This window comes from Micromonospora sp. DT15, from assembly GCF_049841475.1.
Taxonomy (GTDB): domain Bacteria; phylum Actinomycetota; class Actinomycetes; order Mycobacteriales; family Micromonosporaceae; genus Micromonospora.
Map to the genome: position 1 here is coordinate 92,287 of NZ_JBNCKJ010000007.1, position 25,514 is coordinate 117,800.

The window sequence follows — 25,514 nt, forward strand, 5'->3', positions numbered from 1 at the left end:
CCGGCCGCCGGGCGCCCGGCGGCCGGCAGCGCTGTGCTCAGCGGCGTGACAATTGGTGCCAAAGCGGCAAGGCGACGTCGCTCAGCCCTGCCCGGTCAGCCGGGCCGCCCGCACCTCCAGGTAGCGCTGCTCTGGCCGGCTCGTGGTGCCCCGCGCCGCCACCAGGTACGCCTCCCGCGCCGCACCGACCTCCCCAGCCAGCTCCAACAGGTGAGCCCGGACGGCGGCCAGCCGGTGGTGCCCGGCCGTGCGTTCGTCGGCGTCCAACGGCGTGAGCAGGGCGAGGCCGGCCCGGGGCCCGTCGACCATGGCCACCGCCACCGCCTGGTTGAGGGTGACCATCGGATTCGGCGCGATCCGGGCCAGCAGTCGGTAGAGCGCGACGATCTGCCGCCAGTCCGTCTCCGCCGCCGTCGACGCCTCGGCGTGCACAGCGGCGATGGCCGCCTGGAGCTGGTACGGGCCGGGCGGCGACCAGGTCAGCGCCTCGGTGATCAGCGCTACCCCCTCCGCGATGGCGGCGACGTCCCACCGGGAACGGTCCTGCTCCGCCAGCGGCACCAACTCCCCGTCCGGCCCCACCCGGGCCGCCCGGTGCGCATCGGTCAGCAGCATCAGCGCCAGCAGCCCGGTCACCTCGCCGTCGTCGGGCAGCAGCCCGCGCAGGATGCGAGCCAGCCGGATCGCCTCGCCGGTCAGCTCGGCCCGGCGCAGGTCCTGGCCACTGGACGCGGTGTAGCCCTCGTTGAAGATCAGGTAGAGCACCCGCAGCACCGTGCCCAGCCGCTCGCCCCGCTCGGCCGGCCCGGGCATCGTGAACCGTGCCCCGGCAGCCTCGATCCGCTGCTTGGCCCGTCGGATCCGTTGACTCATCGTCGCCTCGGGCACCAGGTGCGCCCGGGCGATCTGGGCGGTGCTGAGACCGCCGACCGCCCGCAGTGTGAGCGCCACCTGCGCCGAGCCGGGCAGCGCCGGGTGGCAGCAGAGGAACAGCAGCGTGAGGGTGTCGTCGTCGGCCGCAACGGTGGGCTCCGCGTCCGCCGCGGGCGCCACCCCGGCGTACGCCGGCTCGCGCCGCGCCACCGCCACCTCGCGGTCCCGGCGCGCGCTCTCGCTGCGCCACTCGTCGGTGAGCCGGCGGGTGGCAACGGTGAGCAACCAGGCGCGCGGATTGTCCGGCACGCCCTGCCCGGGCCACTGCGTCGCGGCGGCGAGCAGTGCCTCCTGGACCGCGTCCTCGCACCTGTCGAACTGTCCATGCCGACGGACCAGCAGGCCGAGGACCTGCGGCGCGAACGTGCGCAGCAGGTCCTCGACCGTCCGGTCCTCGGTCACATCTCCGTCCCAGCCTCGTCCATGATCGGGCGGACCTCCATGGCGCCGCCGTACCGGACGTCCGGCCAGCGGGCCGCAATCTCGGCAGCCCGCTGCGGGGTGTCGCAGTCGACGGCCAGGTAGCCGGCGAACTGCTCCTTGCTCTCCATGAACGGGCCGTCGAGAACCTCGGGGCTGCCGTCCACGAGCCGGACCGTCAACGTCTGCGACGGATTCGCCAACGCCTGGCCGCCGATCAGCTCGCCGGTCTCGGTCAGCTCCTTCATGATCTCGTCGACCTCGCCGAAGAGGGCGGTGCGCTCCTGCTCGCTCAGACTCTCGGTGAAGCCGGGCCGGTTCCAGATCAGCAGCATGTACTTCACGGCGATTGCTCCTCAGGCTCTGGTCGCACCCCGATCGGGGCGCGACTCACCGGAGGGTCGGAGCTGATCCCCCGATCCCTACCGCGTACCGAAGAAGATCGCAGATACATCCGCCGGGGGCGTTCCCACGCCGGACGGTTCAGCGCGGATCGGGTCGGCCGGGCACCTGTCGGGGCTTCCGGGCGCCCCCGACGTCCAGCGAGGCCCGGTCGGCGGCCGAGGTGCCGGACGACCAGCCCTCGGCGTCGCGCACGCTGAGCCGGTGCCGGGTGACGCCGGGGAAGAGCGAGTCCAACCGCTCCCGGACCGCCTCGCCCCGCGCCGCGAGCACCGGCAACAGTCCTTCCGCCCCCGCCGTCTCGGCCGCCGCCTCGTCCGCCGCGGTGGTCGCCGCCTCGGTGGCCGTGCGCAGCCGCTCGCCGATCCGCAGCGCGAACGCGTTGAGGAAGGACTCGTCCCAGACCTTCGTCCGCCGCCCCGACCCCGGCCGACGCTCGGCACGGCCACGCAGCATCGCCGCCGTGGCCTGGACCAGCAGCGACGTGTAGAGCAACTCGACCGCCACCAGATCGGCCGGCCAGCCCAGCACTGTGGCGAAGCCCAGATCGTCGGACCAGACCGCCTCGCACCGGTTCGCCGCCGCCACCTCCTGCACCAGCAGCGCCTTCGCGCCCGCGTACGGGGCGTCGGTGCTCAGACGTACCCCGCCGGGCAGGTCACCGCGCTCGGACCCGGCCGCCAGCAACGCCTCGTCGATGCTGTGCCGGGCAATCAGCTCCTGGGCCTTTCCCGTCAGTGCCTCCGCCTCCGCCGGGAAGGTCGTCGACTCGGCCTTCGCCAGCAGCGCCCGCACCCGATCCAGCATCGGCGACCCGCTGCGAGCCGTGCCCGCCGTGCGGGGCAGTGCCGCGCCGCTCGTGCCCGGCGGTGGGCGCAGCACCGCGATCGGCGGCAGGCTCTCCACCAGCGCGAGAGCGTCCACTGCCGAGCGGAGCGCGTCGGCCCGGTCCAGACCCTCCTGGCTGGCCCAGCCAGCCACCACGCTGCCGTCGGCCTTGGTGGCCGCCAACTCGCGTAGCTGGTCGTCCCACCAGGCCGGGACCGGCTCGGCCTGGTCGCGCCGCTGAACGGCCATCGCGGCACGGACCAGCCGCGCCGCGCGGCCGTCGAGCCGTCGACTGGTGATCCGGTCCACGTCGACCGGCTGCCAACCGCGCGGCCAGAGCCGACCCAGTGCGCGGACCAGGCGACGCAGCAGAGCGGCGTCCACCGCCGTGCTGCCGTCCACGGCGCCGGTGCCGACCATCAGTTGGTCCAGCTGCCGTTCGGCCTGTCGTACGTCAGTGCCGCGCACCGCCGCGAGCGCGTTGGCGACGAGTTCGTCCGCGTCCGGCACGGGCACCTCCTTCTCGGGATCTGGCTGTCGCTGCCTCTCCAGGCTCCATGATCATGCCGTCAGTGGCCCGGGAGCCACGAAACGGGGATATCGCCGGCCGCCCCCGCCCCGCCCGTCCCCGTCGCCGTTGATCAAGAGGTTTGCGTCACCGGAAGGCGATTTCCTGACGCAAACCTCTTGATCAACAGGGTGAGGGGGACGGTCAGGCGCGCTGGGGCCAGTGGGTGAGGATCTCCTCGACGGGTAGGACGTCCTGCTCCGGGTTGGGTGCCGGGGTCGGCCGGTCGGTCGGGGTGCGGTCGAAGCGGGGTGCGGGGGCCGGCTGGATCTCGCCGCCCACCTCGACGAACGTGCCCCGGGCCGCGTTGTGCGGGTGCGCGTGCGCCTCGCCGGGGGCGAGCACCGGCGCGACGCAGGCGTCCAGGTCGGCGAAGACCGCCGTCCACTCGTCCCGGGTGCGCTCGGCGAACCGTTCGGTGAACCGGCGGCGCAGCTCGTCCCAGCCGCTCGGGTCGTACTGGGCGGGCAGGTCCGGGTCGTCGGCGAGGCCGAGGCCGGTGAGCAGTACGGCGTAGAAGGCCGGTTCCATCGCGCCGACCGCCATGAATCCACCGTCGGCGGCGGCGTACGTGTCGTAGAACGGGGCCCCGCCGTCGAACATGTTGCCCCCGCGTGGGGCGGCCCACAGGCCGGCGCCGAGCAGCCCGTGCAGGAACGAGGTGAGCAGCGCCGAGCCGTCCACCATCGCCGCGTCGACCACCTGGCCGAAGCCGGAGCGCTCCCGCTCCAGCAGCGCAGCCAGCACCCCGACGGCGAGCAGCATCCCGCCGCCGCCGAAGTCGCCGAGGAGGTTCATCGGCGCGTACGGGCGTTCGCCGGCCCGTCCGAGCGGCTCCAACGCCCCGGCCACCGCGATGTAGTCGATGTCGTGCCCGGCTCGGGCTGCCAGCGGGCCGTCCTGACCCCAGCCGGTCATCCGCGCGTACACCAGTCGGGGGTTGCGGGCCTGGCACACCTCCGGCCCGATGCCGAGCCGCTCGGCCACCCCCGGCCGGTACGCCTCGACCAGCACGTCCGCGCGGTCGGCGAGGCGCAGCAGGTCCGCCACCCCGGCCGGGGACTTGAGGTCCAGCGCAGTGACTTGCCGGCCGCGTTGCAACGGCCCGCTGGTCGGTGCGGCCAGCCGGCCCGCTCCCGGTGCGCCCGGCCGGTCCACCCGCACCACGTCCGCGCCGAGGTCGGCGAGCACCATGCAGCCGAACGGCGCCGGGGCGAGGCTGGCCAGCTCGACCACGCGCACCCCGGCCAGCGGCCCACCGCGGGCCGCCATCACGCGACGTCAGCCGGTTCGGCCCGAAGGGCGGCGAGCCGGTCGGCCAGGTCGGCGGGGGGCGTGAACCGGTCGCCGTAGCTGGCGGCCAGCTCGGTGGCACGGGCCGCGAAGCCGGCCGGGCCGCCCGTGTACTGCCGGACGTAGCGGATCACCCCGCCCGTCCACGCCGGGAAGCCGATGCCGAAGATCGAGCCGATGTTGGCGTCGGTCTCGGTGCGCAGCACCCCCTCGTCGAGGCAGCGCAGCGCGTCCAGCGCCTCGGCGAAGAGCATCCGCTCCTGAAGGTCGGTGAACGGCACCGCCCGACCCGCGTCGGTGATCAGGTCGGCGAGCCCGGACCACAGCCGGCCCCGGGCACCCTCGTCGTAGGAGTAGAAGCCGCGTCCCGCGGCGCGCCCCGGCCGGTCGTACGCGTCGACCAGCTCGTCCACCAGGCGGTGCGCCGGCAGCGGGCGGAACTCCTCGCTGGCCGCCTCGAACTGGCGGCGGATCCGTTGGATCAGCGTGAGACTGACCTCGTCGGCCAGCGCCAGCGGCCCGGTCGGGTAGCCGGCCTGGAGGGCGGCCTGCTCCACCGATGCGGCGGGGACACCCTCGGCGACCATGCCGACCGCCTCGTCGATGAACCTGCCGATCACCCGGCTGGTGAAGAAGCCCCGGCCGTCGTTGACCACGATCGGGGTCTTGCCGATCCGCCGGCCCAGGTCGAAGGCCCGGGCCAGCGCCACGTCCCCGGTCCGCTCGCCCACCACGATCTCCAGCAGCGGCATCCGGTCCACCGGAGAGAAGAAGTGCATGCCGATGAAGTCCGCCGGCCGGTCCACGCCGGCGGCCAGCCCGGTGATCGGCAGGGTGGAGGTGTTGGAGGCGAGCAACGCGTCGGGCGCCAGGACGGGCAGCACCTCGGCGAAGACCCGCTGTTTCAGCGCCGGGTCCTCGAAGACCGCCTCGATGACCGCGTCGCAGCCGGCCAGCGCGTCCGCCTGGTCGGTGGTGGTGATCCGGTCCAGTACGGCGCGGGCGTCCGCCTCGGTCTTGCGGCCCTTGCGTACGGCGCGGGCCAGTAGGCGCTCGGCGTGTTCGCGGGCCCGGCCGGCGGCCTCCGGGGTGACGTCCTTGACCACGACGTCCAGCCCGGCGCTGGCGCAGGCGTACGCGATGCCCGCGCCCATCATGCCGGCCCCGAGCACCGCCACCCGGCGTACCGGTGCGGCGTCCACACCGGTCGGTCGGGCCGCACCACCGTTGACGGCCTTCAGGTCGAAGAAGAACGCACCGATCATGTTCTTGGCGACCTGCCCGGTGAGCAGGCCGATCAGGTGCCGGGTCTCCACCGTCAGGGCGGTCTCCAGGTCGACCTGCGCGCCCTCGACGGCGGCGGCGAGGATCGCCTCGGGCGCGGGTAGCCGGGCACCCTTGAGCTGCTTGCGCAGCGTCGCCGGGAAGGCGGGCAGTTGTGCGGCCAGCGAGCGGCTCGCCGGGGTGCCGCCCGGCATCCGATAGTCCGGCCGGTCCCACCGTTGCGCCGGGTGCGGGTTCGCCGCGATCCAGGCCCGTGCCCGGTCCAGCAGTTCGGCGGGCGTGGCGACCACCTCGTCGACCAGCCCGACCGACAGCGCCTCGGTCGGGCGCATCCGCCGGCCGGTGAGCAGCACCGTGGTCAGCGCGCCGGCCAGGCCGAGCATCCGCACGGTCCGGGTGACGCCACCCGCCCCGGGCAGCAGGCCCAGCGTCACCTCGGGCAGCCCGAGCCGGCTGCCGGGGGTGTCCAGCGCGATCCGGTGGTGGCAGGCGAGCGCGATCTCCAGGCCACCGCCGAGCGCGGAGCCGTTGACCGCGGCGACCACCGGTCGGCCCAGCGTCTCCAGCCGGCGCAGGTCCCGTTTGATGGCGCCGAGCAGGTCGGCCAGGTCGGGCGCGTCGGCGCGGGTCGCCCGGATCATCTCGGGCAGGTCCCCGCCGGCGAAGAAGGTCGACTTCGCGCTGGTCACTATGACGCCGACGAGATCGGGCTCGGCCTCCAGCCGGTCCAGCACCGCGCTCATCGAGGCGGCGTACGCCCGGTTCATGGTGTTGGCGGACTGGGTGGGGTCGTCCAGGGTGAGCGTGACGATGCCGTCGGCGCCGCGGTCGTACCGGATGGTGTCTGTCATTGTCGTCCTCCGGGTCAGCAGCGCTCGAGAACTGTGGCGACGCCCATGCCGCCGCCGATGCACAGGGTCACCACGGCCCGGCGCAGGTCGCGGCGCTCCAACTCGTCCAACGCCGTACCGAGCAGCATCGCTCCGGTCGCGCCGAGCGGGTGGCCGAGCGCGATCGCGCCGCCGTTGACGTTCACCCGGTCCGGGTCGAGGCCCAGGTCGCGGACGTACTTGAGCACCACCGCGGCGAACGCCTCGTTGATCTCGAACAGGTCGATGTCGTCGACTGTCAGCCCGGCTACGGCCAGCGCCTTGTGGGTGGCCGGGATCGGGCCGGTCAACATCAGCGTCGGGTCCGCGCCGGTGACTGCCGCGCCGACGATCCGGGCGCGCGGGGTGAGGCCGAGATCCTGACCCACCTGTTCCGACCCGATCAGCACCAGCGCGGCACCGTCCACGATGCCGGACGAGTTGCCCGCGTGGTGGACGTGCTCGATGGCCTCCAGCCAGTGGAACTTCTGCAACGCGACCGCGTCGAAGCCGGCCGCCTCACCCATCGTGGCGAACGACGGGGTGAGCTTGGCCAGCGCCTCCCGGGTCGTCTCCGGGCGCGGGTGCTCGTCGACGGTGAGGATGTCCAGGCCGTTGCCGTCGCGGACCGGCACCACCGAGCGGGCAAAGTATCCGCCGGCCCACGCCTTGGCGGCCCGCTCCTGCGACCGCAGCGCGTAGCCGTCCACGTCGTCGCGGGTGAAGCCCTCCAGGGTGGCGATCAGGTCCGCGCTGACGCCCTGCGGCACGAACGACGTGGCCAGCGCGGTCTGCGGATCGGTGGCCCAGGCCGCCCCGTCGGAGCCCATCGGCACCCGGGACATCGACTCGACCCCGCCGGCGAGCAGCAGATGCTCCCAACCGGAGCGGATTCGCGCGGCGGCGGAGTTGACCGCCTCCAACCCGGAGGCGCAGAACCTGTTGAGCTGCACCCCGCCGACCTGGTCCGGCAGCCCGGCCAGCAGCGCGGCCGCCCGGGCCAGGTCGCCGCCCTGCTCGCCGACCGGGGTCACGATGCCGAGCAGCAGATCCTCCAGCCGGCCCACGTCCAGGCCGGGGTTGCGCTCCCGCAACGCGTCGATCAGGCCGACCACGAGGGAGATGGGCTTGACCCCGTGCAGCGCGCCGGTGTCCCGGCCGCGTCCGCGCGGGGTGCGGACCGCGTCATAGACGTACGCCTCAGAGGGCACGGGCGATCAACTCCTTCATGATCTCGTTGGTGCCGCCGTAGATCTTCTGGACGCGGGCGTCGGCGTACATCCGGGCGATCGGGTACTCCGTCGTGTAGCCGTAGCCGCCGAAGAGCTGAAGGCACCTGTCGACGACCTCGCACTGCCCGTCAGTGAGCCATGACTTCGCCATCGCCGCTGTGGAGACGTCCAGGTCGCCACGGGTGTGTCGGACGATGCAGTCGTCCAGGAAGACGCGGCTGACGCGGGCGCGGGTGGCGCACTCGGCGAGCACCATCCGGGTGTTCTGGTGACCCATCAACGCCTTGCCGAAGGCGGTGCGCTCCTTGGCGTACGCGACAGTCAGCGCGACCGCCCGTTCCATGGCGGCGACCGCGCCCACACCGATGACCAGCCGTTCCTGCGGAAGCTGCTGCATGAGTTGGACGAAGCCCAGCCCTTCGGCGCCGCCGAGCAGGTTGGCCGCCGGCACCCGGAACTCGTCGAAGAACAACTCCGCCGTGTCGTTGGCGTGCAGGCCGATCTTGGACAGCAGCCGGCCTCGCCGGAAGCCCTCCGGGTCACCGCCCACCTCGCAGACAAGCAGCGAGACGCCGGCCGCCCGCTGCTCGGGGTCGGTCTTCACGGCGACGATGATCAGGTCGGCCAGGCCACCGTTGGTGATGAACGTCTTCGCGCCGGTGACCAGGTAGTCGTCGCCGTCGCGGACCGCCCGGGTCCGCATCGCCTGAAGATCGGAGCCGCCGTCCGGTTCGGTCATCGCGATGGCACCGACCAGTTCGCCGCTGCACAGGCCGGGCAGCCAGCGCCGCTTCTGCTCCTCGCTGCCGTACGCCACCAGGTAGCCGGTGACGATGCCACTGTGGACGGCGAGGCCCAGACTGCTCTCCCCGGTGTACGCCTGCTCGTGCAGCAGCACCGCCTCGTGGGTGAACCCGCCGCCTCCACCGCCGTACTCCTCAGGGACCGACAGGCCGAGCAGCCCCAGCTCACCGGCGCGCCGGTAGTGCCCGCGGTCCGGGTGGCCCTGCGCGAGGAGGCGTTCGGCGTGCGGCAGCACCTCCTTGGTGAAGAAGGTGCGGGCCAGCTCGGCGAGGTCGTCGTGTTCCGGTTCGCGCCAGGGCGAGGGGGGATGGTCGGGCGTCGACATGTGCACACCCTCGCGCCCTGTTGGCACGCTGTCAATAAGCGGTGCTGGACGGCTGCGGCGGCGTCGGGGCGTGCGGTGATCAGGGTGAGGAACGGCTGCTGACCGGTGAGCTGTCGATAGGGTCGGGCAGATGAATGTCGAGACGGCTCCGCGCCGCCGCCGTTTGGAGCCGGACGCCCGGCGTGGGCAGATCCTGGCCTGCGCGGTCCGGCTGTTCGGCGAGCGCCCGTACGCGGACGTGTCGACCACCGACGTGGCCCGCGAGGCAGGTGTCGCTCGCGGCCTGGTCAACCATTACTTCGGTGCGAAGAAGGACCTCTACCTGGAGGTCGTCCGGGTCATGGTGACCATCCCCGAGGTTGCAGTGGAGCGGCTGCCCAAGGGTGATCTCCGGACCCGGGTCGACGCCAGCGTCACCTGGTTCCTCGACGTGGTGTCCCGGCACAGCACCTCGTGGCTGGCGGCGGTCACCGCCCGGGGGATGGGCGGTGACGCCGACGTGGAGCGGGTGCTCGCCGAGGCCGAGGAGGTCGCCGCGGACCGGATGCTGGTCGCCGTCGGGTTGGCCGGCGAGGCGGAGCACCGCGAGGAGTTGCGCGGGATGGTCCGCGCGTACGGCGGGCTGGCGACGTCGACCGCCCGCGAGTGGCTTCAGCGCGGCGCGCTGACCCGTGCCCAGGTGCACCTGCTGCTCACCACCACCCTGCTGACCATCGTCGAGCAGGTCATCCCGCAGGCCCTCGCCGACGACGGTCCGCCCCGCCCGGCGCAGCCGGCTGGACCTTCGGCGTAGGGCCTGACTCGGGGGCGGGTGACGCAGGCCATGGGCCCGATGATTGCCGGTGAAATAGGCATAGGGGCTACGGTTATTTCAGCGGTCTACGGGTACCCAACCCCGACGTGCCGCCGACCGCGTCACCGGAGGAGGAGACATGACCACATCTGCGCTGTCCTACGAGGTGTTCGTCTCAGACGGCCCGATGCGAGCCGGTGATCGGCGCATGCCGGACGGGTCGAGGCTCTACGGAAGCCCGGTCGCGTCCACGTTGATCTTCGGGGCCGAGGAGGCCCTTCTCGTGGACCCACCCTTCACCCACGAGCAGATCGCGAAGGTGGGCGACTGGATCGCCCAGTCGGGTAAGCGGCTGACGTACATCTACGCCACCCACGGGCACGGCGACCACTGGTTCGGTGCGGCTGAGCTGGTCAAGCGCTTCCCCGGTGCCGTCACCTACGCGACGCCCGGCACCATCGAGGTCATGCACCAGCAGGCCACTGTTGGCCGGAGTGAGGTGTTCGACAGGGATTTCCCCGGCCTGATCCCGGAGTCGCCGGTCGACGCGGTGCCCGTGCCGGCCGACGGGTTCCTGCTGGAGGGCAATCTCATCCAGCCCGTCGAAACCGGGCACACCGACACCGACCAGTCCACCGTGCTGCACGTTCCGTCGATCGGCCTGGTGGTCGCCGGTGACGTCGTCTACAACGGGGTTCACCAGTACATCTCGGAGAGCGCCAACGGGGGCCTGCGGCAATGGCTCGACGCCCTCGACCGCGTCGAGGCGCTCGCACCCCGCACAGTCGTCGCCAGTCACAAGAACCGGGACCTCCCCGACGACCCGGCCAGCATCGACCAGACCCGGCAGTACCTGCTGAACGTGCAGCGGCTGTTGGCCGAGAAGCAGACCGCCAGTGAGTTCTTCGACGAGATCGTGCGACTCTACCCAGACCGGATCAATCCGGGACCCGCGTGGTACGGGGCGCTTGCCCTGCTCGGGAAGTGAGCTGATGGTGCCCTCGATCCCCGACCACCCAGCAGATGTGGTGGTCGGGTCGTGGCCCGCCACCGCGAGGTACGACCTGGACGCCGCCCCAGGTGGCCTCGGGCTCGTCCAGGATCTGCTCAACACGATCTCGGCCGGCGCGCCACGGCAACCGGACCTCCTGGACGACCTGGACAGCGCCACGGAGTGGGCCCACCTGGCCGTCGCGCAGTGGTCGACCGCCACCGGGCGCCCGGCGCCCGACGTCACGCTCGACGCCGCAGGGCTCCGGGCGCTGCGCATCTTCCGCGAGGAATTGTCGGACGAGATCGATGCCAGGCTCCGCATCACGCCGGACCCCGGGCAACCCGTCGGAGCGTCGAACCGGGTTCCGACCGGATCTCGTACCACCGGTGCCACGCTCCGGCTCGATCGAGACGGCTCCGTCCACCTCGACCCCGCCGGGTTCGGTGTCGATCTGCTGGTCTCGCTCGTTCTCGGCGCACTGTTCGAGGCGCAGCTCGCCGACGTGGGGCGGCGGATCAAGACCTGCCGCAACCCCCGCTGCCGGGTGGCGTTCTACGACCGCTCCCGCAACAACAGCGGGGCCTGGCACTCCGTACGCGTCTGCGGGCACCCCACCAACCTGCGCGCCCACCGCGCGCGCCAACGGCAGGCGGACTGACTCAGGCGGCCCGGCGTTCGTCGCCCTGGCCGGTGCGGGGCCGACCGCTGTGCGCCGCCGGTGCGGCGAACCGGTCGGCCGCCTGCGCCGGATAGGACTCGGGGCGCACCACCCGCAGCGGCCGGTCCACCTCGTCGGCCCCGAAGCGCCAGCGGGACGGCGTCGGCTGCCGCTGCGGTGCCGGGCCACCGGGGCGCAGCCCGGGCCGGGACAGCGCCACGGTGATCAGGTAGCCGACCACCAGGAAGCCATGGCTGATCAGCCGTTCCCCGCCCACCGAACCGGTGGCCAGGTCGTTCACCGACAGCAGCAGCAACGTGCCGACGAACGCGCTGAGCATCGGCAGCAGCCCGGCGGGCGGGCTGCGGCGCAACGCCACGAACAGGAAGCCCGCGCCCACTGCCACGTTCCACGCCGCCGACTCGTGCCACAGGTGTTGGCCGGTGGGGTGCAGGTGGTCGGCGGTCGCGCCCCGGCCGACCTGGGCCAGGCCGAGCACCAGTTGCACCGCGCCGAGCAGCCCGAGCGCCGACCGCAGGCCGGCCACGAGCGGGCCACGTCCGAACGCCGCGCGCAGGCCGGCGGCGAGCTGACCCCGTCCGGGCACCTTTCGCAGGCCGGCGACCAGCGGGCCACGCCGCCAGCGTGACCGGCGGGCCGGGTCCGCGCTGGCGGCGGCAAGGATCGCCGCCGTCCGGTCGGGCACCTCGACCACCAATCGGGTACGAACCCGACGGGTCACCGCGGCCGCCGCCGTGAACCAGGCCCGGCAATCGGCACACCCGTCGAGGTGCCCCTGCACCGCCGCCAGTTCGGCGGCGGTCTCCTCCCCGTCCAACTGCGCGGACAGGACCTCCCGCCACTGCTCACACCCCATGTATCGGTAGTCGCTCCGGCAGCCGCTCCGGTTCCCGGCGACCGTGACCCGTTGTGGAATACTCGCCGGATCATGACGCGTTACGGCCTGCTGATCCTGCCCGCCACCAACCGGGTGTACGCCCGCGCCGCAGTCGACCTCACCCGGGCCGAGCTGGAGATCTTCGGCCGCTCGGCACTCGACGGTCGGATCGGCGAGCTGGACACCGAGGTCGTGGGAGGGGCGTCCTACATCACGTTCACCGGCGACGGGCTGACCGAGCGTGACCTGGCCGTCCTGGGCAACCTCTCCGCCGGGTACGCGTTGTTCGAGATCGTCGGTGAGCTGTTGCGGCCGATCGAGTGGAGCCGTCTGGACCGCTACGACGACGATCTGCTCACCATTCAGAAGTACCCGGGCAAGACCAATGAGCAGTTCACCAAGCTGCTGCTCAACGTCACACTGCTCGCCTCGGACTGGGCCGCCGAGATGACCAGCCGCCGGTTCCGGGTGCTCGACCCGCTCTGTGGTCGGGGCACCACCCTCAACCAGGCGCTGATGTACGGCTTCGACGCCGCCGGGATCGAGCGCGACCAGAAGGACGTCGAGGCGTACCGGGCGTTCGTCACCACCTGGCTGAAGCAGAAGCGGGTCAAGCACCGGGTGCTGGAGTCGGGGCCGGTGCGACGGGAGCGCAAGGTGGTCGGCCGGCGGGTACGGATCGAGGTGGCGCCGACCCGTGAGGAGCACAAGGCCGGCCAGACGCAACTGCTGGACGTGGTCAACGCCGACACCACCCGCTCGGCGGAGTTCTTCCGCCCGGAGACCGTGGACCTGGTCGTCGCCGACGCGCCGTACGGCGTGCAGCACGGCAGCCGTACCGCCGGGCAGGGGTTGACCCGCGACCCGCTGGCGTTGCTCGCGGACGCCGCACCGGTCTGGGCCCGGTTGTTGCGGCCCGGCGGTGCGCTCGGGATCTCCTGGAACACCCACGTCGCCAGTCGGGACGACGCGGCGGCGGCGTTGGCCGACGCCGGCCTGACAGTGCTCGACGACGAGCCCTACCGCGCGCTGCGGCACCGGGTGGACCAGTCGATCATGCGTGACGTGCTGGTGGCACGCCGCCCGGCCTAGCCCCCGGTCTCGCCCCTCCGCCCCTCGCCCCTCCGCCCCTGCGCCGCGCAGTGCGTCACCCCATCGGGGTCGCGCACGGTCTCGTGCGTCCTTTGCTCTGCACCCGCGGAGGCGACACTCACGGTCCGTAGCTGGTGCCTCCGCGGGTGCAGAGCAAAGGGGTGGACAACTGGTCTCGACCCCCCCGGACCACCGAGGGTCTGTGCCGCATTTCACCTGTTTAGTGGGCGGGCGTGAAAACCACGTCAAGAAAAGGTTCGCCCCCGTCATGGTCGCGTTATGACCCCTGCCGTTCGGCGGGTGGTGGGGCTTTGATTGCCCGGCGCGACCGGAAGGCGGTCGCGACGAACCTTTCCGGCTGAGGAGTCAGCGTGTCTGACGTGGTGTTCGTGGTCCTGACGGTGGTGCTGTTCGCAGTGCTCGCCCTGGTGGTCCGGGCGGTGGAGAAGCTGTGAACGCGGTAAACGCCGTCGGTCTGGTGCTCGCGGTCGTCCTGGGCGCGTTCCTAGTGTTCGCCCTGCTGTTTCCGGAGCGCTTCTGATGACCATGACAACAGCGGGCGTCATCTTCGTGTTGACGCTGGTGGCGGCCCTGGTCGCCGTCTACAAGCCGTTCGGCGACTACATGTTCCGGGCGGTCTCCGGCACCAAGCAGTCCCGGGTCGAGCGGGGCATCTTCCGACTGGTCGGGGTCAATCCGGCAGCCGAGCAGACCTGGGGCGTGTACGCCCGCAGCGTGCTGGCGTTCTCCGCGGTCTCGATCCTGTTCCTGTACCTGTTCCAGCGGGTGCAGAACCACCTGTGGTTGTCGCTCGGGTTCGACCCGGTGGTGCCGCACGGCGCGTGGAACACGGCCGTGTCGTTCGTGACGAACACGAACTGGCAGTCGTACTCGGGTGAGTCGACGATGGGCCACCTGGTGCAGATGGCCGGTCTGGCCGTGCAGAACTTCGTGTCGGCGGCGGTCGGCATCGCGGTGGCTGTCGCGTTGGTACGCGGCTTCGCCCGCAGCCGTACCGGGCAGCTCGGCAACTTCTGGGTCGACCTGACCCGGATCACGCTGCGGATCCTGCTGCCGATCGCGGTGCTCGGCGCCATCGCGTTGATGATCGGCGGGGCGGTGCAGAACCTGTCCGCCGGCACCGACGTGAGCACGCTGACCGGCGGCACCCAGACCATCACCGGTGGTCCGGTCGCCAGCCAGGAAGTGATCAAGGAGCTGGGCACCAACGGTGGCGGCTTCTACAACGTCAACAGCGCGCACCCGTTCGAGAACCCGACCACCTGGACGAACTGGCTGCAGATCTTCCTGATCTTCCTGATCCCGTTCAGCCTGCCCCGGGTCTTCGGCCGGATGGTCGGGCAGAACCGGCAGGGCTACGCCATCGCCGCGGTGATGGGCATCCTCGCGTTCCTCAGCGTCGCCATCACCAACATCTTCGAGCTGGCCGGCCACGGCACTGTGCCGCAGGCGGTCGGCGCGGCGATGGAGGGCAAGGAGGTGCGTTTCGACGTGTCGAACTCGGCCACCTTCGCCGCCGCCACCACGCTCACCTCGACCGGTGCGGTGAACTCGTTCCACGACTCGTTCACCTCGCTCGGCGGCATGATGACGATGGTCAACATGATGCTCGGCGAGGTCGCGCCGGGTGGCACCGGTTCGGGGCTCTACGGCCTGCTCATCCTCGCGGTGATCACGGTCTTCGTGGCCGGGCTGATGGTGGGCCGCACTCCCGAGTACCTGGGCAAGAAGATCGGGTCCCGCGAGATCAAGTTCGCCTCGCTCTACTTCCTGATCACGCCGATCCTGGTGCTCGTCGGTACGGCGGCGGCGTTCGGCACCGGCAACAACTCGACGGCGCTCAACGTCGGCCCGCACGGTCTCTCCGAGGTGCTGTACGCGTTCACCTCGGCCAGCAACAACAACGGCTCGGCGTTCGGCGGCATCACTGTCAACACCACCTGGTGGGACACCGCGCTCGGGTTGTGCATGCTGCTGGGCAGGTTCCTGCCGCTGATCTTCGTGCTCGCGTTGGCCGGCTCGCTGGCCCGCCAGGCACCCACCCCCGCGTCCGAGGGCACTCTGCCGACCCATCGACCGCTGTTCATCGGCATGGTCGTCGGCGTCACCGTGGTCCTCGTCGCGCTGACCTTCCTGCCCGCGCTCGCGCTCGGTCCGCTGGCAGAGGGGCTCTGACCATCATGAGGAACGAGGACATGTCCGTCACGTCCGCCCCAACAGAGCAACTCCCCGGTACGCCCGCCACCCAGGGCAACCGGATCGGTGGAGGGCTGCTCGACCCCAAGCAGTTGATCCGGTCCCTGCCGGACGCGGTACGCAAGCTGAACCCCGCCACGATGTGGCGCAACCCGGTGATGCTGATCGTGGAGGTCGGTGCGGCCTTCACCACCGTCCTGGCGGTGGCCGACCCGTCGGTGTTCGCCTGGGCGATCACCATCTGGCTCTGGCTGACGGTGGTCTTCGCCAACCTGGCCGAGGCGGTCGCCGAGGGTCGGGGCAAGGCCCAGGCCGCGACCCTGCGGCAGGCGAAGAAGGACACCATCGCCACCCGGCTGATCGACTGGAAGCCGGGCGCGCGGGCCAACACCTACCGCGACGAGGCGGTGCCGGCGCCGGACCTGCGTCAGGGCGACGTGGTGCTCGTCGAGGCGGGCGGCATCATCCCCGGTGACGGTGACATCGTCGAGGGCATCGCCAGCGTCGACGAGTCGGCCATCACCGGCGAGTCGGCCCCGGTCATCCGGGAGTCCGGCGGCGACCGCAGCGCGGTCACCGGTGGCACCAAGGTGCTCTCCGACCAGATCATCGTGAAGATCACCCAGAAGCCCGGGGAGAGCTTCATCGACCGGATGATCGCCCTGGTCGAGGGTGCCAACCGGCAGAAGACGCCGAACGAGATCGCGCTGAACATCCTGCTCGCCGCGCTCACTGTCATCTTCCTGCTGGCCGTCGTCACCCTCCAGCCGCTGGCCATCTTCTCCAAGGCGTACCAGGCGGCCGCTCCGGACAGCGGGGCGATCACCGGTTCCGGTGTCACCGGGGTCGTGCTGGTCTCGCTGCTGGTCTGCCTGATCCCCACCACCATCGGGGCGCTGCTCTCCGCCATCGGCATCGCCGGCATGGACCGCCTCGTCCAGCGCAACGTCCTGGCCATGAGCGGCCGGGCCGTCGAGGCGGCCGGCGACGTCAACACCCTGCTGCTGGACAAGACCGGCACCATCACGCTGGGCAACCGGCAGGCCGCCGAGTTCGTTCCGGTCGAGGGGGTCGACGCCGCGACGTTGGCCGACGCCGCGCAGATGTCCAGCCTGGCCGACGAGACCCCGGAGGGGCGCTCGGTGGTCGTACTGGCGAAAAACGAGTTCGGGCTGCGCGAGCGCGAGCCGGGCGTGATGCCGCACGCCACCTTCGTACCGTTCACCGCGCAGACCCGGATGAGCGGCGTCGACCTCACCCCGGACGCCAGCGTGGACGCCGGCGCGGTGGGCACGGCCCGCCGGGTCCGCAAGGGCGCCGCGGCGGCGGTCATGAAGTGGGTACGCGAGAACGGCGGTCACCCGACCGAGCAGGTCGGCGAGATCGTGGACGCGATCAGCGGCACCGGCGGCACCCCGCTCGTGGTCGCCGAGCACGTCGACGGTCAGCCCGCCCGCGCGCTTGGCGTCATCCACCTCAAGGACGTCGTCAAGTCCGGCATGCGCGAACGGTTCGACGAGATGCGCCGGATGGGCATCCGCACCGTGATGATCACCGGTGACAACCCGCGTACCGCGAAGGCGATCGCCGACGAGGCCGGGGTGGACGACTTCCTGGCCGAGGCGACGCCGGAGGACAAGCTCGCGCTGATCAAGCGGGAGCAGGAGGGCGGTCGTCTGGTCGCGATGACCGGTGACGGCACCAACGACGCGCCGGCGCTCGCCCAGGCCGACGTCGGGGTGGCCATGAACACCGGCACGTCGGCCGCCAAGGAGGCCGGCAACATGGTCGACCTCGACTCCGACCCGACCAAGCTGATCGAGATCGTGGAGATCGGCAAGCAGTTGCTGATCACCCGTGGCGCGCTGACCACGTTCAGCATCTCGAACGACATCGCGAAGTACTTCGCGATCATCCCGGCCATGTTCGCCGGCCTCTACCCGAGCCTGGACGCGCTGAACATCATGCGGCTGGCCAGCCCGGAGTCGGCGATCCTGTCCGCTGTCATCTTCAACGCCCTGGTGATCATCGCGCTGATCCCGCTCGCCCTGCGGGGCGTGCGGTACCGGCCGGCCGCCGCGTCGAAGCTGCTCAGCCGCAACCTGCTGGTCTACGGACTGGGCGGCATCATCGTGCCGTTCATCGGGATCAAAATCATCGACCTGCTCATCCAGTTCATCCCGGGGATTTCGTGATGCGCCTACCCACCTGGATCGCCCAACACCTCGCCGCGCTGCGCGCCGTACTCGTCTTCACGGTGCTGCTCGGCCTGGTCTACCCGCTGGCCCTGGTAGCGCTCGGTCAGCTACCCGGCCTCAACCACAAGACCGACGGTTCGCTGATCTCCTCGGGCGGGACGGTTGTCGGCAGCGCCCTGATCGGCCAGTCCTTCACCGACGCGGACGGCAACCCGATCGCCCGGTACTTCCAGTCCCGCCCCTCCGCCGCCGGCGACGGCTACGACCCGACCTCCACCTCGGCCAGCAACCTGGGCCCGGAGAGCGTTGTCGACACCATCGCCACGGACCCGGAGGAATCCAGCGAGAGCCTGCTCACCCAGGTGTGTGGGCGCAGCAAGTCGGTCGGCGAACTCAACGGCGTCGACGGCCGGCGCCCGTACTGCACCGACGACGGGGTGGGCGCCGTGCTCGCGGTGTTCCGCGCCGACGGTCTGACCGGCCCGGTCACCCGGGTGGTCAGCGTCAACCAGGCAGCCCCGGCCACGCCGTTCGTCAGCGAGTACCAGGGCGTGACGGTGGAGCCGGCCCAGCCTGGCGAGGACTACGTGGCCGCCGGCGGGGTGATCACCCCGATCCGGGGCGACGCGCCCGCCGACCCGGCGGTTCCGGCCGACGCGGTCACCGCCAGCGCCAGCGGCCTCGACCCGCAGATCAGCCCGGCGTACGCCGAGTTGCAGGTGAACCGGGTCGCGCGGGAGCGCGGCGCGGACCCGGCGGCGGTCCGCAAGCTGGTCAAGGAGCACACCGACGGGCGGGCGCTCGGCTTCATGGGTGAGCCCGGCGTGAACGTGCTGGAGCTCAACCTCGCGCTCGACAAGCAGTTCGCCGCACGCTGAGCACGCGCGCGGGGCGGGGCCGTGCCCACCGGGCGCGGCCCCGCCCGCCAATCTGACCAGGGAGGATGGTCCCCGTGCCACGCGGAGAACTGCGCATCTATCTGGGGGCCGCCCCCGGCGTCGGTAAGACGTACGCCATGTTGGAGGAGGCCCAGCGGCGGGCCACGCGCGGCACCGACGTGGTGATCGGTTTTGTGGAGACCCACGGCCGTCAACACACCGCCGCGATGCTCGGTGACCTGGAGCAGGTGCCCCGCCGGACCATCGACTACCGCGGCGCGGAGTTCACCGAGATGGACCTGGACGCGGTGCTGGCCCGCCGACCACAGATCGCCGTGGTCGACGAGTTGGCGCACAGCAACGTGCCCGGTTCCCGGCACGACAAGCGCTGGCAGGACGTCCAGGAGCTGCTCGACGCGGGGATCGACGTGCTGTCCACCGTCAACGTGCAGCACCTGGACTCGGTGAACGACGTCGTCGCGCAGATCACCGGCACCACCCAGCGGGAGACCGTGCCGGACGAGATCGTCCGCGCCGCCGAGCAGGTCGAGCTTGTCGACATGACCCCGGAGGCGCTGCGCCGGCGGATGGCGCACGGCAACATCTACCGACCTGACAAGATCGACGCCGCGTTGGGCAACTACTTTCGGGTCGGCAACCTCACCGCGCTGCGCGAGCTGGCGCTGCTCTGGCTGGCCGACAAGGTCGACGAGCAGCTCGACCGCTACCGCAGCCAGCAGGGCATCGCTGCCACCTGGGAGGCCCGGGAACGGGTGGTGGTCGCGCTGACCGGCGGCCCGGAGGGCGAGACGCTGATCCGCCGCGCCGCCCGGGTCGCGGCCCGCAGCAAGGGCGCCGACCTGCTCGCCGTGCACGTGGCCCGCAGCGACGGCCTGGCCGGGGCCGACCCGGCCCAGTTGGCCCGGCAACGGGTGCTGGTGGAGAGCCTGGGCGGCACGTACCACCAGGTGCTCGGCACCGACGTGCCGGCCGCGCTGCTGGACTTCGCCCAGGGCGTGAACGCCACCCAGTTGGTGCTGGGGGCCAGCCGGCGGGGTCGCCTCGCGCAGGTCTTCGCGAGGGGTGTCGGGGTGACCACCACAGCGCTCTCCGGCTCGATCGACGTGCACCTGGTCACCCACAAACAGGCCGGCAAGGGCCGGAGGGCGGCGGCCGTACCGGCGGCGCTGTCCCGACGCCGCCGGCTGCTCGGCTTCGGCCTGGCGGTGCTGGGCATGCCGCTGCTCACAGTGCTGCTGAAGACCCTGCCCGACCTGACGTTGACGAACGACATCCTGCTGTTCCTCGCCGGGGTGGTCGGGGTCGCGCTGGTCGGCGGGGTGTGGCCGGCCCTGGTCGCCGCGCTCGGCGGCTCGCTGCTGCTCAACTGGTTCTTCACCCCGCCCTTCCGCACGCTCACCATCGCCGAGGCGGACAACCTGCTCGCCCTGGCCGTCTTCGTCGGGGTGGCCCTGGCCGTGAGCTGGATCGTCGACGTGGCCGCCCGGCGTACCCGGGAGGCCGCGCGAGCCGCCGCCGACGCGCAGACCCTCGCCGCCGTCGCCGGTGGTGTGCTGCGCGGCGAACGTCCGCTGCCCGCCCTGCTCGATCAGCTCCGGGAGACCTTCGGGCTGCGCGCGGTGAGCGTGCTGGAGTTGGCCGAGGAGGCCAGCGGGCGACCGGAGCGGGCCCGCGAGGAGCACGCCTGGTGCGTGGTGGCGAGCGTCGGCGAGCAGCCGGCGTGCACACCCGACGCTGGCGAGACCGCGGTGCCGGTCGACGAGCGGATCACTGTCGTGCTCAGCGGCCGGCGGTTGGAGGCGGCCGACCGGCGCATCGTCGAGGCGTTCGCCGCCCAGGCCGCCGTCGCGCTGCGCCAGGAACGGCTCGCCGAGGAGGCCGCCACCGCCCGGCCCCTCGCCGCCGCCGACCGGATGCGCACCGCGCTGCTCGCGGCGGTCAGCCACGATCTGCGTACGCCACTGGCGTCCGCGAAGGCGGCCGTGACCAGCCTGCGCAGCCACGACATCGAGTTCGACGAGTCCGACCGCGAGGAGTTGCTGGAGACCGCCGAGGAGTCGCTGGACCGGCTCGCCCGGCTGGTCGGCAACCTGCTGGACATGAGCCGGCTCCAGGCGGGCGTGCTGGGCATCTCGGCGACAGCGATCGGCCTGGAGGACGCCGTACCCCTGGCGCTTGACGAACTTGGCCCGGTGGCCGCGACTGTCGGCACTGACATTCCGGCCGACCTGCCGGCCGCCACCGCCGACCCGGGCCTGCTGGAACGGGTGCTTGTCAACATCGTCGCCAACGCCCTGCGGTACAGCCCGCCCGGTCAGCCGCCCACGATCACCGCGAGCGCCCACGCCGGCCAGGTCGAGCTGCGGGTGATCGACCGGGGGCCGGGCATCCCGGAGGACCAGTGGGAGCACGTCTTCCTGCCGTTCCAACGTCTCGGCGACCGGGACAACCAGACGGGTGTCGGTCTCGGTCTTGCCCTGTCCCGGGGGTTGGCCGAGGCGATGGGTGGCAGCATCACCCCGGAGACCACGCCCGGCGGTGGGCTCACCATGGTGCTGCGGCTGCCTGCCGCGCCGACCAGCTCGGAGGGGCCGCAGGAATGACGCGCATCCTGGTCGTCGACGACGAACCGCAGATCCTGCGTGCCCTGCACATCAACCTGCGCGCCCGCCGGTACGACGTGGACGTGGCCGGCACCGGGGCCGCCGCGTTGAAGGCCGCCGCCAGCCACCCGCCCGACCTGGTGGTGCTGGACCTCGGCCTGCCCGACATCGACGGCGTGGAGGTGATCCGGGGCCTGCGCGGGTGGACCACAGTGCCGATCATCGTGCTCTCCGGTCGGGCCGGCAGCGAGGACAAGGTCGCCGCGCTGGACGCGGGCGCGGACGACTACGTCACCAAGCCGTTCGGGGTGGAGGAGCTGCTGGCCCGCATCCGCGCGGTGACCCGCCGTCTCGGCGGGCCCAGCGAGGCGGTGCCGGCCCTGCGGATCGGCCAGCACACCGTCGACCTGGCCGACCACAGCGTGCGGCGAGACGACGGCACCGAGGTCAAGCTGACCCCCACCCAGTGGAGCGTGCTGGAGAAGCTGCTGCGTCACCCTGGCAAGCTGGTCAGCCAACGTCAGCTGCTCCAGGACGTGTGGGGGCCGGAATACCAGAACGAGACCAACTACCTGCGGCAGTACCTGGCCCAGCTGCGGCGCAAGCTGGAGGACGACCCGGCCCGCCCCCGCCACCTCATCACCGAGCCGGGAATGGGTTACCGCTACCGGCCGTGAACCGTTGACACCCACCGGCAGAGATTGAAGAATTTCGCTCGCAGCGGCAGCGGCGTGCTTCTGTAACCGTCCCCTCCACCGGTTACCCCTCGGGAGCCCGCCGTGTCCGTGCCTCTGCCCCTGTCCCGTCGTCGGCTGCTGGTCGCCGGCGGTGCCGGCCTCGTCCTGGCCGGTCTCACCGACCCGTTCCGGGCCGCCCCCGCCCGAGCCGCCGTCACCACCGCCGACCTTGTCGTCTACGGCGCCACCTCCGGCGGGCTGGCCGCCGCGATCACCATGCGCCGGCTCGGCCGCACCGCAGTGGTGGTGGAGCCCACCGGTCACGTCGGCGGGTTGAGCACCGCCGGGCTGGGCGCCACCGACACCGGCGTCCAGGCGTCCATCGGCGGGCTCGCCGCCGAGTTCTACCGCCGGGTGTACGTGAAGTACCACGGCGGAACCCTCACGTCGACGTCGCCGCTGCGGATGACCTTCGAACCGCACGTCGCCACCGCCGTCTTCGCCGAGATGCTGGCCGAGGCGGGCGTGCCGGTGGTCGTCGACGCCCGGCTGGCCGGCCTGGGCCGAACCGGCAACCGGATCACCGAGTTGCGCACCGAGGACGGGTCGATCTACCGGGGCGGGGTGTTCGTCGACGCCACCTACGAGGGCGATCTGCTGGCCATGGCCGGCGTCGGGTTCACCGTCGGGCGGGAGTCAAACGACACCTACGGCGAGACGATCAACGGGGTGCAGTCGCGTAACACGCACCAGTTTGCCTACCCCGTCGATCCGTACGTGACGGCCGGCTCGCCCGCCAGTGGACTGCTGCCGGGCATCTCCGCCACCCCGCTCGCCCCGCAGGGCAGCGGCGACGACAGGATCCAGGCGTACTGCTTCCGGATGTGCCTGACCCAGGCGGCCAACCGGATCCCGTTCGGCAAGCCGTCCGGCTACGACCCGATCCGGTACGAGTTGCTGCTGCGGCACATCCAGGCCGGCTACGCGGGACCGTACTTCACCACCCACTCGGTCGGTGGCGGGAAGACCGACTCCAACAACAACGGGGCCGTGTCGACCGACAACATCGGCTTCAACTACGCGTACCCGACGGCGAGCTGGGCGACGCGCGAGAGCATCATCGCCGAGCACCGCACGTACCAGCAGGGGTTGATGTGGTTCCTGGCCAATGACAGCCGACTGCCGGCGTCGGTTCGCGACTCGACGGCCCGGTGGGGGCTGCCGGTGGACGAGTTCACCGGCACGGGCGGCTGGCCGCCGCTGCTCTACATCCGCGAGGCCCGCCGGATGATCTCCGCGTACGTGATGACCGAGGCCGACTGTCGGGGCCGGGTACGCGCCACCGACTCCGTGGGCCTGGCCAGCTACACGATGGACTCGCACAACTGTCAGCGGGTAATCATCGACGGCAAGGTGCGCAACGAGGGCGATGTGCAGATCGGTGTGCCAGCGCCGTACCCGGTGAGCTACCGCGCGATCGTGCCGCACGAGGCGCAGTGCGCCAACCTGCTGGTGCCGGTCTGCCTCTCGGCGAGTCACATCGCCTACGGCTCGATCCGGATGGAACCCGTGTTCATGATCCTCGGGCAGGCCGCGGCCACCGCGGCGTCCCTGGCGCTCGCCGGGAACCTCGCCGTGCAGGCCGTCTCCGTGCCGGCCCTCCAGACCCGGCTGCGCCAGGACGGCGCGGTGCTGGAGTGGGGCTCCACCAGCGAGGTGATCCTGGACAACGCGTCGACCAGCGGGATCACCCGGGCCGGAACGTGGCTGCGCAGCACCAGCATCGGTGGTTACTACGGCGGGGACTACGAGCACGACGGCAACACCGCCAAGGGCGTCAACCGGCTGCGGTTCCGCCCGACGCTACCGGTCTCCGGGTCGTGGACGGTGCAGTTGCGCTGGACCGCTGACCCCAACCGGGCGAGCAACGTGCCGGTGGACATCGCGTACTCCGGGGGGTTGGTCACCCGGACCGTCGACCAGCGGCAGTCCGGGGGTCAGTGGGTACCGCTGGGCACCTACCCGTTCACGGCGGGCACGGAGGGGAGCGTGTTGATCCGCACCGAGGACACCGACGGCCACGTGATCGCCGACGCGGTGCGCTTCGTCCGGGCCTGACCGCTCGAAACGGCGGCGGTCTCCGGGCGGGCAGCGGTCTCCGGGCGGGCGGCGGTTCCCGGGCGGGCGGCGGTCCTCGGGTCGAGCGGCGGTGCCACCAGCAGCGGGTCGACCTGGATCACCTCGATCCCGAGCGGGCGCAGCATGCCCCGCAGTGCCGACTCGCACAGCTCCTCCCATGGCTGCTCCGCGCCCATGGCGGCGACCAGCAGCTCGGGTCTGGTGAAGGCGATGCCCACCCGTTGCCCCTGTGGGGAGCGGCCGGTCCGCACCGTCCGCACCAGCCGTCCCGGCAGATCGCGCACCGGAACGGCGAAGACTATCGGGGCCTCGTCCATTGTCGGGTTGGTCCTTCCCGTTCGTGCCGCGGTTGCGGCGGTTGCTGGTTGTGCCGTAGTTGCGGTGGTCATCGGCTGAATCGTTCGAGGTCATGGGCGAAGCGGCGGATCGTCGCGGCCCGTGCCCAGGACGGCGCGGGAACCGCGACGACCGGCACGGACGCGCGCGTCACGCAGTACCGGGTGACGTTCCCGCGCGACCTACCGAACCGGCCGCGATCCGGGCTGCCGACGACGAGCAGGTCGGACTCCCGATCCGCGTGGTCGACGAGCACCTGCCCGGCGTACCCCTGGGTCGCCACCAGCCGCACTGTCACGTCCCCTGGCAGGCCACCGAGCGCCGCGTCGAACACGCCGCGCAGGTAGACCAGGGCCGCCCTGTCGCACTCGTCCTGCCAACGCCAGGTCAGGGTGCCGGGCCGCCACGTCGGCGCGAAGACCCAGGCGCGGACGGCGTCCAGTTGCGCTCCGTCGCGGCGGGCCAACTGCATCGCGCGCCGCAACGCCTGCATTCCGGCGAACGACCTGTCGACTCCGACCACGATCCGGTGGGGCTGGGCCGGGCGGCTCATGCGGCGGACACCACCCAGGCCGGGGCGTGGGTCGCGGTACGCGGGTCGGTCGGCGTGATCAGGTCGAGCGCGCGCAGGATGTAGTTGGCCTCGACCACCTCCACCCCGGCGCGCAGGCGCAGGTCGGCCACGGCGCGGTGCAGCACTGTGATGCTGCCGGCGGAGAGGCGGACCACGGCGTCGACGTCGGCGGCGATCCACCATGCCGCGACCGCGCACGGCTCGTGCCGCAGGTACTCCACCAGGTGACTGCCCGGCGCGGATGGGCCGAGCCGGACGCTCACCAGCGCCTCGTGCCGCCGCTCGGGCTCGCTCGCCCCGGTCACGGTCTCACCGGGGTCGCCGTCTGTGCCGGGTGGCGGTCCTCCGCGTTCCCAGCGTGTCATCCGCCAAGGACTCATGGACCCATCGTCACCACCAGGCGACGGCGGAGCGCCAGTCGATACGCCGTTTCGACGGGCCACCGCCAAATCTTGACGCCGCGTTCACGCGGAGCACT

The 25,514-nt window shown here is 71.9% G+C and carries 22 protein-coding genes; 11 read left to right on the plus strand and 11 right to left on the minus strand.

What is annotated here, in order from left to right:
- Nucleotides 1-81: 81 nt before the first annotated feature.
- The 7 genes from ACLQ3F_RS16965 to ACLQ3F_RS16995 all read right to left on the minus strand — a co-directional run bounded on the left by ACLQ3F_RS16965 (nt 82) and on the right by ACLQ3F_RS16995 (nt 8,958).
- Complete coding sequence (locus tag ACLQ3F_RS16965) at nt 82-1,335, minus strand: RNA polymerase sigma factor (RefSeq protein ID WP_425849951.1); 1,254 nt, start codon at nt 1,333-1,335, stop codon at nt 82-84.
- Nucleotides 1,332-1,688, minus strand: coding sequence for a YciI family protein (locus tag ACLQ3F_RS16970; RefSeq protein ID WP_357197465.1), 357 nt, complete (start codon nt 1,686-1,688; stop codon nt 1,332-1,334). The genes ACLQ3F_RS16965 and ACLQ3F_RS16970 overlap by 4 nt, the downstream gene beginning before the upstream one ends.
- Before the next feature lie 148 nt (nt 1,689-1,836).
- Nucleotides 1,837-3,093: a DUF2786 domain-containing protein gene (locus tag ACLQ3F_RS16975; RefSeq protein ID WP_425849953.1), complete on the minus strand. Its 1,257-nt coding sequence runs from the start codon at nt 3,091-3,093 to the stop codon at nt 1,837-1,839.
- Between the two features lie 202 nt (nt 3,094-3,295).
- Nucleotides 3,296-4,423, minus strand: a complete 1,128-nt coding sequence (locus tag ACLQ3F_RS16980; protein WP_425849956.1) for a CaiB/BaiF CoA transferase family protein — start codon at nt 4,421-4,423, stop codon at nt 3,296-3,298.
- Complete coding sequence (locus ACLQ3F_RS16985; protein ID WP_425849959.1) at nt 4,423-6,579, minus strand: 3-hydroxyacyl-CoA dehydrogenase NAD-binding domain-containing protein; 2,157 nt, start codon at nt 6,577-6,579, stop codon at nt 4,423-4,425. Before ACLQ3F_RS16985 ends, ACLQ3F_RS16980 begins: the two co-directional genes overlap by 1 nt.
- Before the next feature lie 14 nt (nt 6,580-6,593).
- Nucleotides 6,594-7,808: an acetyl-CoA C-acetyltransferase gene (locus ACLQ3F_RS16990; protein WP_425849961.1), complete on the minus strand. Its 1,215-nt coding sequence runs from the start codon at nt 7,806-7,808 to the stop codon at nt 6,594-6,596.
- On the minus strand, nt 7,798-8,958 hold the full coding sequence (locus ACLQ3F_RS16995; protein WP_425849963.1) for an acyl-CoA dehydrogenase family protein: 1,161 nt from the start codon (nt 8,956-8,958) through the stop codon (nt 7,798-7,800). Before ACLQ3F_RS16995 ends, ACLQ3F_RS16990 begins: the two co-directional genes overlap by 11 nt.
- A gap of 130 nt (nt 8,959-9,088) precedes the next feature.
- On the opposite strand from ACLQ3F_RS16995, the gene ACLQ3F_RS17000 reads away from it, so the two are divergent.
- From ACLQ3F_RS17000 to ACLQ3F_RS17010, 3 genes are all read left to right on the plus strand, one after another.
- Complete coding sequence (locus tag ACLQ3F_RS17000; protein ID WP_425849965.1) at nt 9,089-9,751, plus strand: TetR/AcrR family transcriptional regulator; 663 nt, start codon at nt 9,089-9,091, stop codon at nt 9,749-9,751.
- Between the two features lie 139 nt (nt 9,752-9,890).
- Nucleotides 9,891-10,739: an MBL fold metallo-hydrolase gene (locus ACLQ3F_RS17005; RefSeq protein ID WP_425849967.1), complete on the plus strand. Its 849-nt coding sequence runs from the start codon at nt 9,891-9,893 to the stop codon at nt 10,737-10,739.
- A 4-nt stretch (nt 10,740-10,743) separates the two neighbouring features.
- Nucleotides 10,744-11,403: a CGNR zinc finger domain-containing protein gene (locus ACLQ3F_RS17010; RefSeq protein WP_425849970.1), complete on the plus strand. Its 660-nt coding sequence runs from the start codon at nt 10,744-10,746 to the stop codon at nt 11,401-11,403.
- Between the two features lies 1 nt (nt 11,404).
- Here ACLQ3F_RS17010 and ACLQ3F_RS17015 read toward each other — a convergent pair whose 3' ends face one another.
- Complete coding sequence (locus ACLQ3F_RS17015; RefSeq protein ID WP_357197428.1) at nt 11,405-12,280, minus strand: zf-HC2 domain-containing protein; 876 nt, start codon at nt 12,278-12,280, stop codon at nt 11,405-11,407.
- 72 nt (nt 12,281-12,352) lie between these two features.
- Between ACLQ3F_RS17015 and ACLQ3F_RS17020 the strand changes: the two genes are divergently transcribed.
- The 8 genes from ACLQ3F_RS17020 (at nt 12,353) to ACLQ3F_RS17055 (ending at nt 24,105) form a co-directional block, all read left to right on the plus strand.
- The gene (locus ACLQ3F_RS17020) at nt 12,353-13,393 is read left to right on the plus strand and encodes a TRM11 family SAM-dependent methyltransferase (RefSeq protein ID WP_425849973.1); all 1,041 of its coding nucleotides are present in this window, start codon (nt 12,353-12,355) and stop codon (nt 13,391-13,393) included.
- A gap of 451 nt (nt 13,394-13,844) precedes the next feature.
- A complete protein-coding gene (gene kdpF / locus ACLQ3F_RS17025; protein WP_036410889.1) occupies nt 13,845-13,934 on the plus strand; it encodes a K(+)-transporting ATPase subunit F in 90 nt (29 codons plus the stop codon).
- Nucleotides 13,934-15,589, plus strand: a complete 1,656-nt coding sequence (gene kdpA / locus ACLQ3F_RS17030) for a potassium-transporting ATPase subunit KdpA (RefSeq protein WP_357264251.1) — start codon at nt 13,934-13,936, stop codon at nt 15,587-15,589. The genes kdpF and kdpA overlap by 1 nt, the downstream gene beginning before the upstream one ends.
- Before the next feature lie 20 nt (nt 15,590-15,609).
- Complete coding sequence (kdpB, locus tag ACLQ3F_RS17035) at nt 15,610-17,805, plus strand: potassium-transporting ATPase subunit KdpB (RefSeq protein WP_425849975.1); 2,196 nt, start codon at nt 15,610-15,612, stop codon at nt 17,803-17,805.
- Complete coding sequence (locus tag ACLQ3F_RS17040; protein WP_355005028.1) at nt 17,805-18,686, plus strand: potassium-transporting ATPase subunit C; 882 nt, start codon at nt 17,805-17,807, stop codon at nt 18,684-18,686. Before kdpB ends, ACLQ3F_RS17040 begins: the two co-directional genes overlap by 1 nt.
- Before the next feature lie 74 nt (nt 18,687-18,760).
- Nucleotides 18,761-21,310: a DUF4118 domain-containing protein gene (locus ACLQ3F_RS17045; RefSeq protein ID WP_425849978.1), complete on the plus strand. Its 2,550-nt coding sequence runs from the start codon at nt 18,761-18,763 to the stop codon at nt 21,308-21,310.
- A complete protein-coding gene (locus tag ACLQ3F_RS17050) occupies nt 21,307-21,987 on the plus strand; it encodes a response regulator (protein WP_355005030.1) in 681 nt (226 codons plus the stop codon). The genes ACLQ3F_RS17045 and ACLQ3F_RS17050 overlap by 4 nt, the downstream gene beginning before the upstream one ends.
- A 102-nt stretch (nt 21,988-22,089) precedes the next feature.
- Nucleotides 22,090-24,105, plus strand: a complete 2,016-nt coding sequence (locus tag ACLQ3F_RS17055; RefSeq protein ID WP_425849980.1) for an FAD-dependent oxidoreductase — start codon at nt 22,090-22,092, stop codon at nt 24,103-24,105.
- Here the strand turns inward: ACLQ3F_RS17055 and ACLQ3F_RS17060 are convergent.
- The 3 genes from ACLQ3F_RS17060 to ACLQ3F_RS17070 all read right to left on the minus strand — a co-directional run bounded on the left by ACLQ3F_RS17060 (nt 24,006) and on the right by ACLQ3F_RS17070 (nt 25,341).
- Nucleotides 24,006-24,443 carry an SAV_915 family protein gene (locus ACLQ3F_RS17060; RefSeq protein WP_425849981.1) on the minus strand — a complete coding sequence of 146 codons (438 nt, stop codon included), beginning with the start codon at nt 24,441-24,443 and terminating at the stop codon, nt 24,006-24,008. The two genes, ACLQ3F_RS17055 and ACLQ3F_RS17060, sit on opposite strands and share 100 nt — an antisense overlap.
- Nucleotides 24,444-24,511: 68 nt before the next feature.
- Entirely contained in the window at nt 24,512-25,015 is a 504-nt protein-coding gene (locus ACLQ3F_RS17065; protein ID WP_425849983.1) for a universal stress protein, read from the minus strand.
- Entirely contained in the window at nt 25,012-25,341 is a 330-nt protein-coding gene (locus ACLQ3F_RS17070) for a hypothetical protein (protein ID WP_425849984.1), read from the minus strand. The genes ACLQ3F_RS17065 and ACLQ3F_RS17070 overlap by 4 nt, the downstream gene beginning before the upstream one ends.
- Between the last annotated feature and the right edge of the window lie 173 nt (nt 25,342-25,514).

Bases quoted from the DNA above. Each gene is read 5' to 3' on its own strand.
- ACLQ3F_RS16985 (WP_425849959.1), bottom strand. From the start codon at position 6,579: ATGACAGACACCATCCGGTACGACCGCGGCGCCGACGGCATCGTCACG.
- ACLQ3F_RS16980 (WP_425849956.1), bottom strand. From the start codon at position 4,423: ATGGCGGCCCGCGGTGGGCCGCTGGCCGGGGTGCGCGTGGTCGAGCTG.
- ACLQ3F_RS16970 (WP_357197465.1), bottom strand. From the start codon at position 1,688: ATGCTGCTGATCTGGAACCGGCCCGGCTTCACCGAGAGTCTGAGCGAG.
- ACLQ3F_RS16995 (WP_425849963.1), bottom strand. From the start codon at position 8,958: ATGTCGACGCCCGACCATCCCCCCTCGCCCTGGCGCGAACCGGAACAC.
- ACLQ3F_RS17010 (WP_425849970.1), top strand. From the start codon at position 10,744: ATGGTGCCCTCGATCCCCGACCACCCAGCAGATGTGGTGGTCGGGTCG.
- kdpB (WP_425849975.1), top strand. From the start codon at position 15,610: ATGTCCGTCACGTCCGCCCCAACAGAGCAACTCCCCGGTACGCCCGCC.
- ACLQ3F_RS17015 (WP_357197428.1), bottom strand. From the start codon at position 12,280: ATGGGGTGTGAGCAGTGGCGGGAGGTCCTGTCCGCGCAGTTGGACGGG.
- ACLQ3F_RS17020 (WP_425849973.1), top strand. From the start codon at position 12,353: ATGACGCGTTACGGCCTGCTGATCCTGCCCGCCACCAACCGGGTGTAC.
- ACLQ3F_RS17040 (WP_355005028.1), top strand. From the start codon at position 17,805: ATGCGCCTACCCACCTGGATCGCCCAACACCTCGCCGCGCTGCGCGCC.
- ACLQ3F_RS17005 (WP_425849967.1), top strand. From the start codon at position 9,891: ATGACCACATCTGCGCTGTCCTACGAGGTGTTCGTCTCAGACGGCCCG.
- kdpA (WP_357264251.1), top strand. From the start codon at position 13,934: ATGACCATGACAACAGCGGGCGTCATCTTCGTGTTGACGCTGGTGGCG.
- ACLQ3F_RS17050 (WP_355005030.1), top strand. From the start codon at position 21,307: ATGACGCGCATCCTGGTCGTCGACGACGAACCGCAGATCCTGCGTGCC.
- ACLQ3F_RS17060 (WP_425849981.1), bottom strand. From the start codon at position 24,443: ATGGACGAGGCCCCGATAGTCTTCGCCGTTCCGGTGCGCGATCTGCCG.
- ACLQ3F_RS17000 (WP_425849965.1), top strand. From the start codon at position 9,089: ATGAATGTCGAGACGGCTCCGCGCCGCCGCCGTTTGGAGCCGGACGCC.
- ACLQ3F_RS17065 (WP_425849983.1), bottom strand. From the start codon at position 25,015: ATGAGCCGCCCGGCCCAGCCCCACCGGATCGTGGTCGGAGTCGACAGG.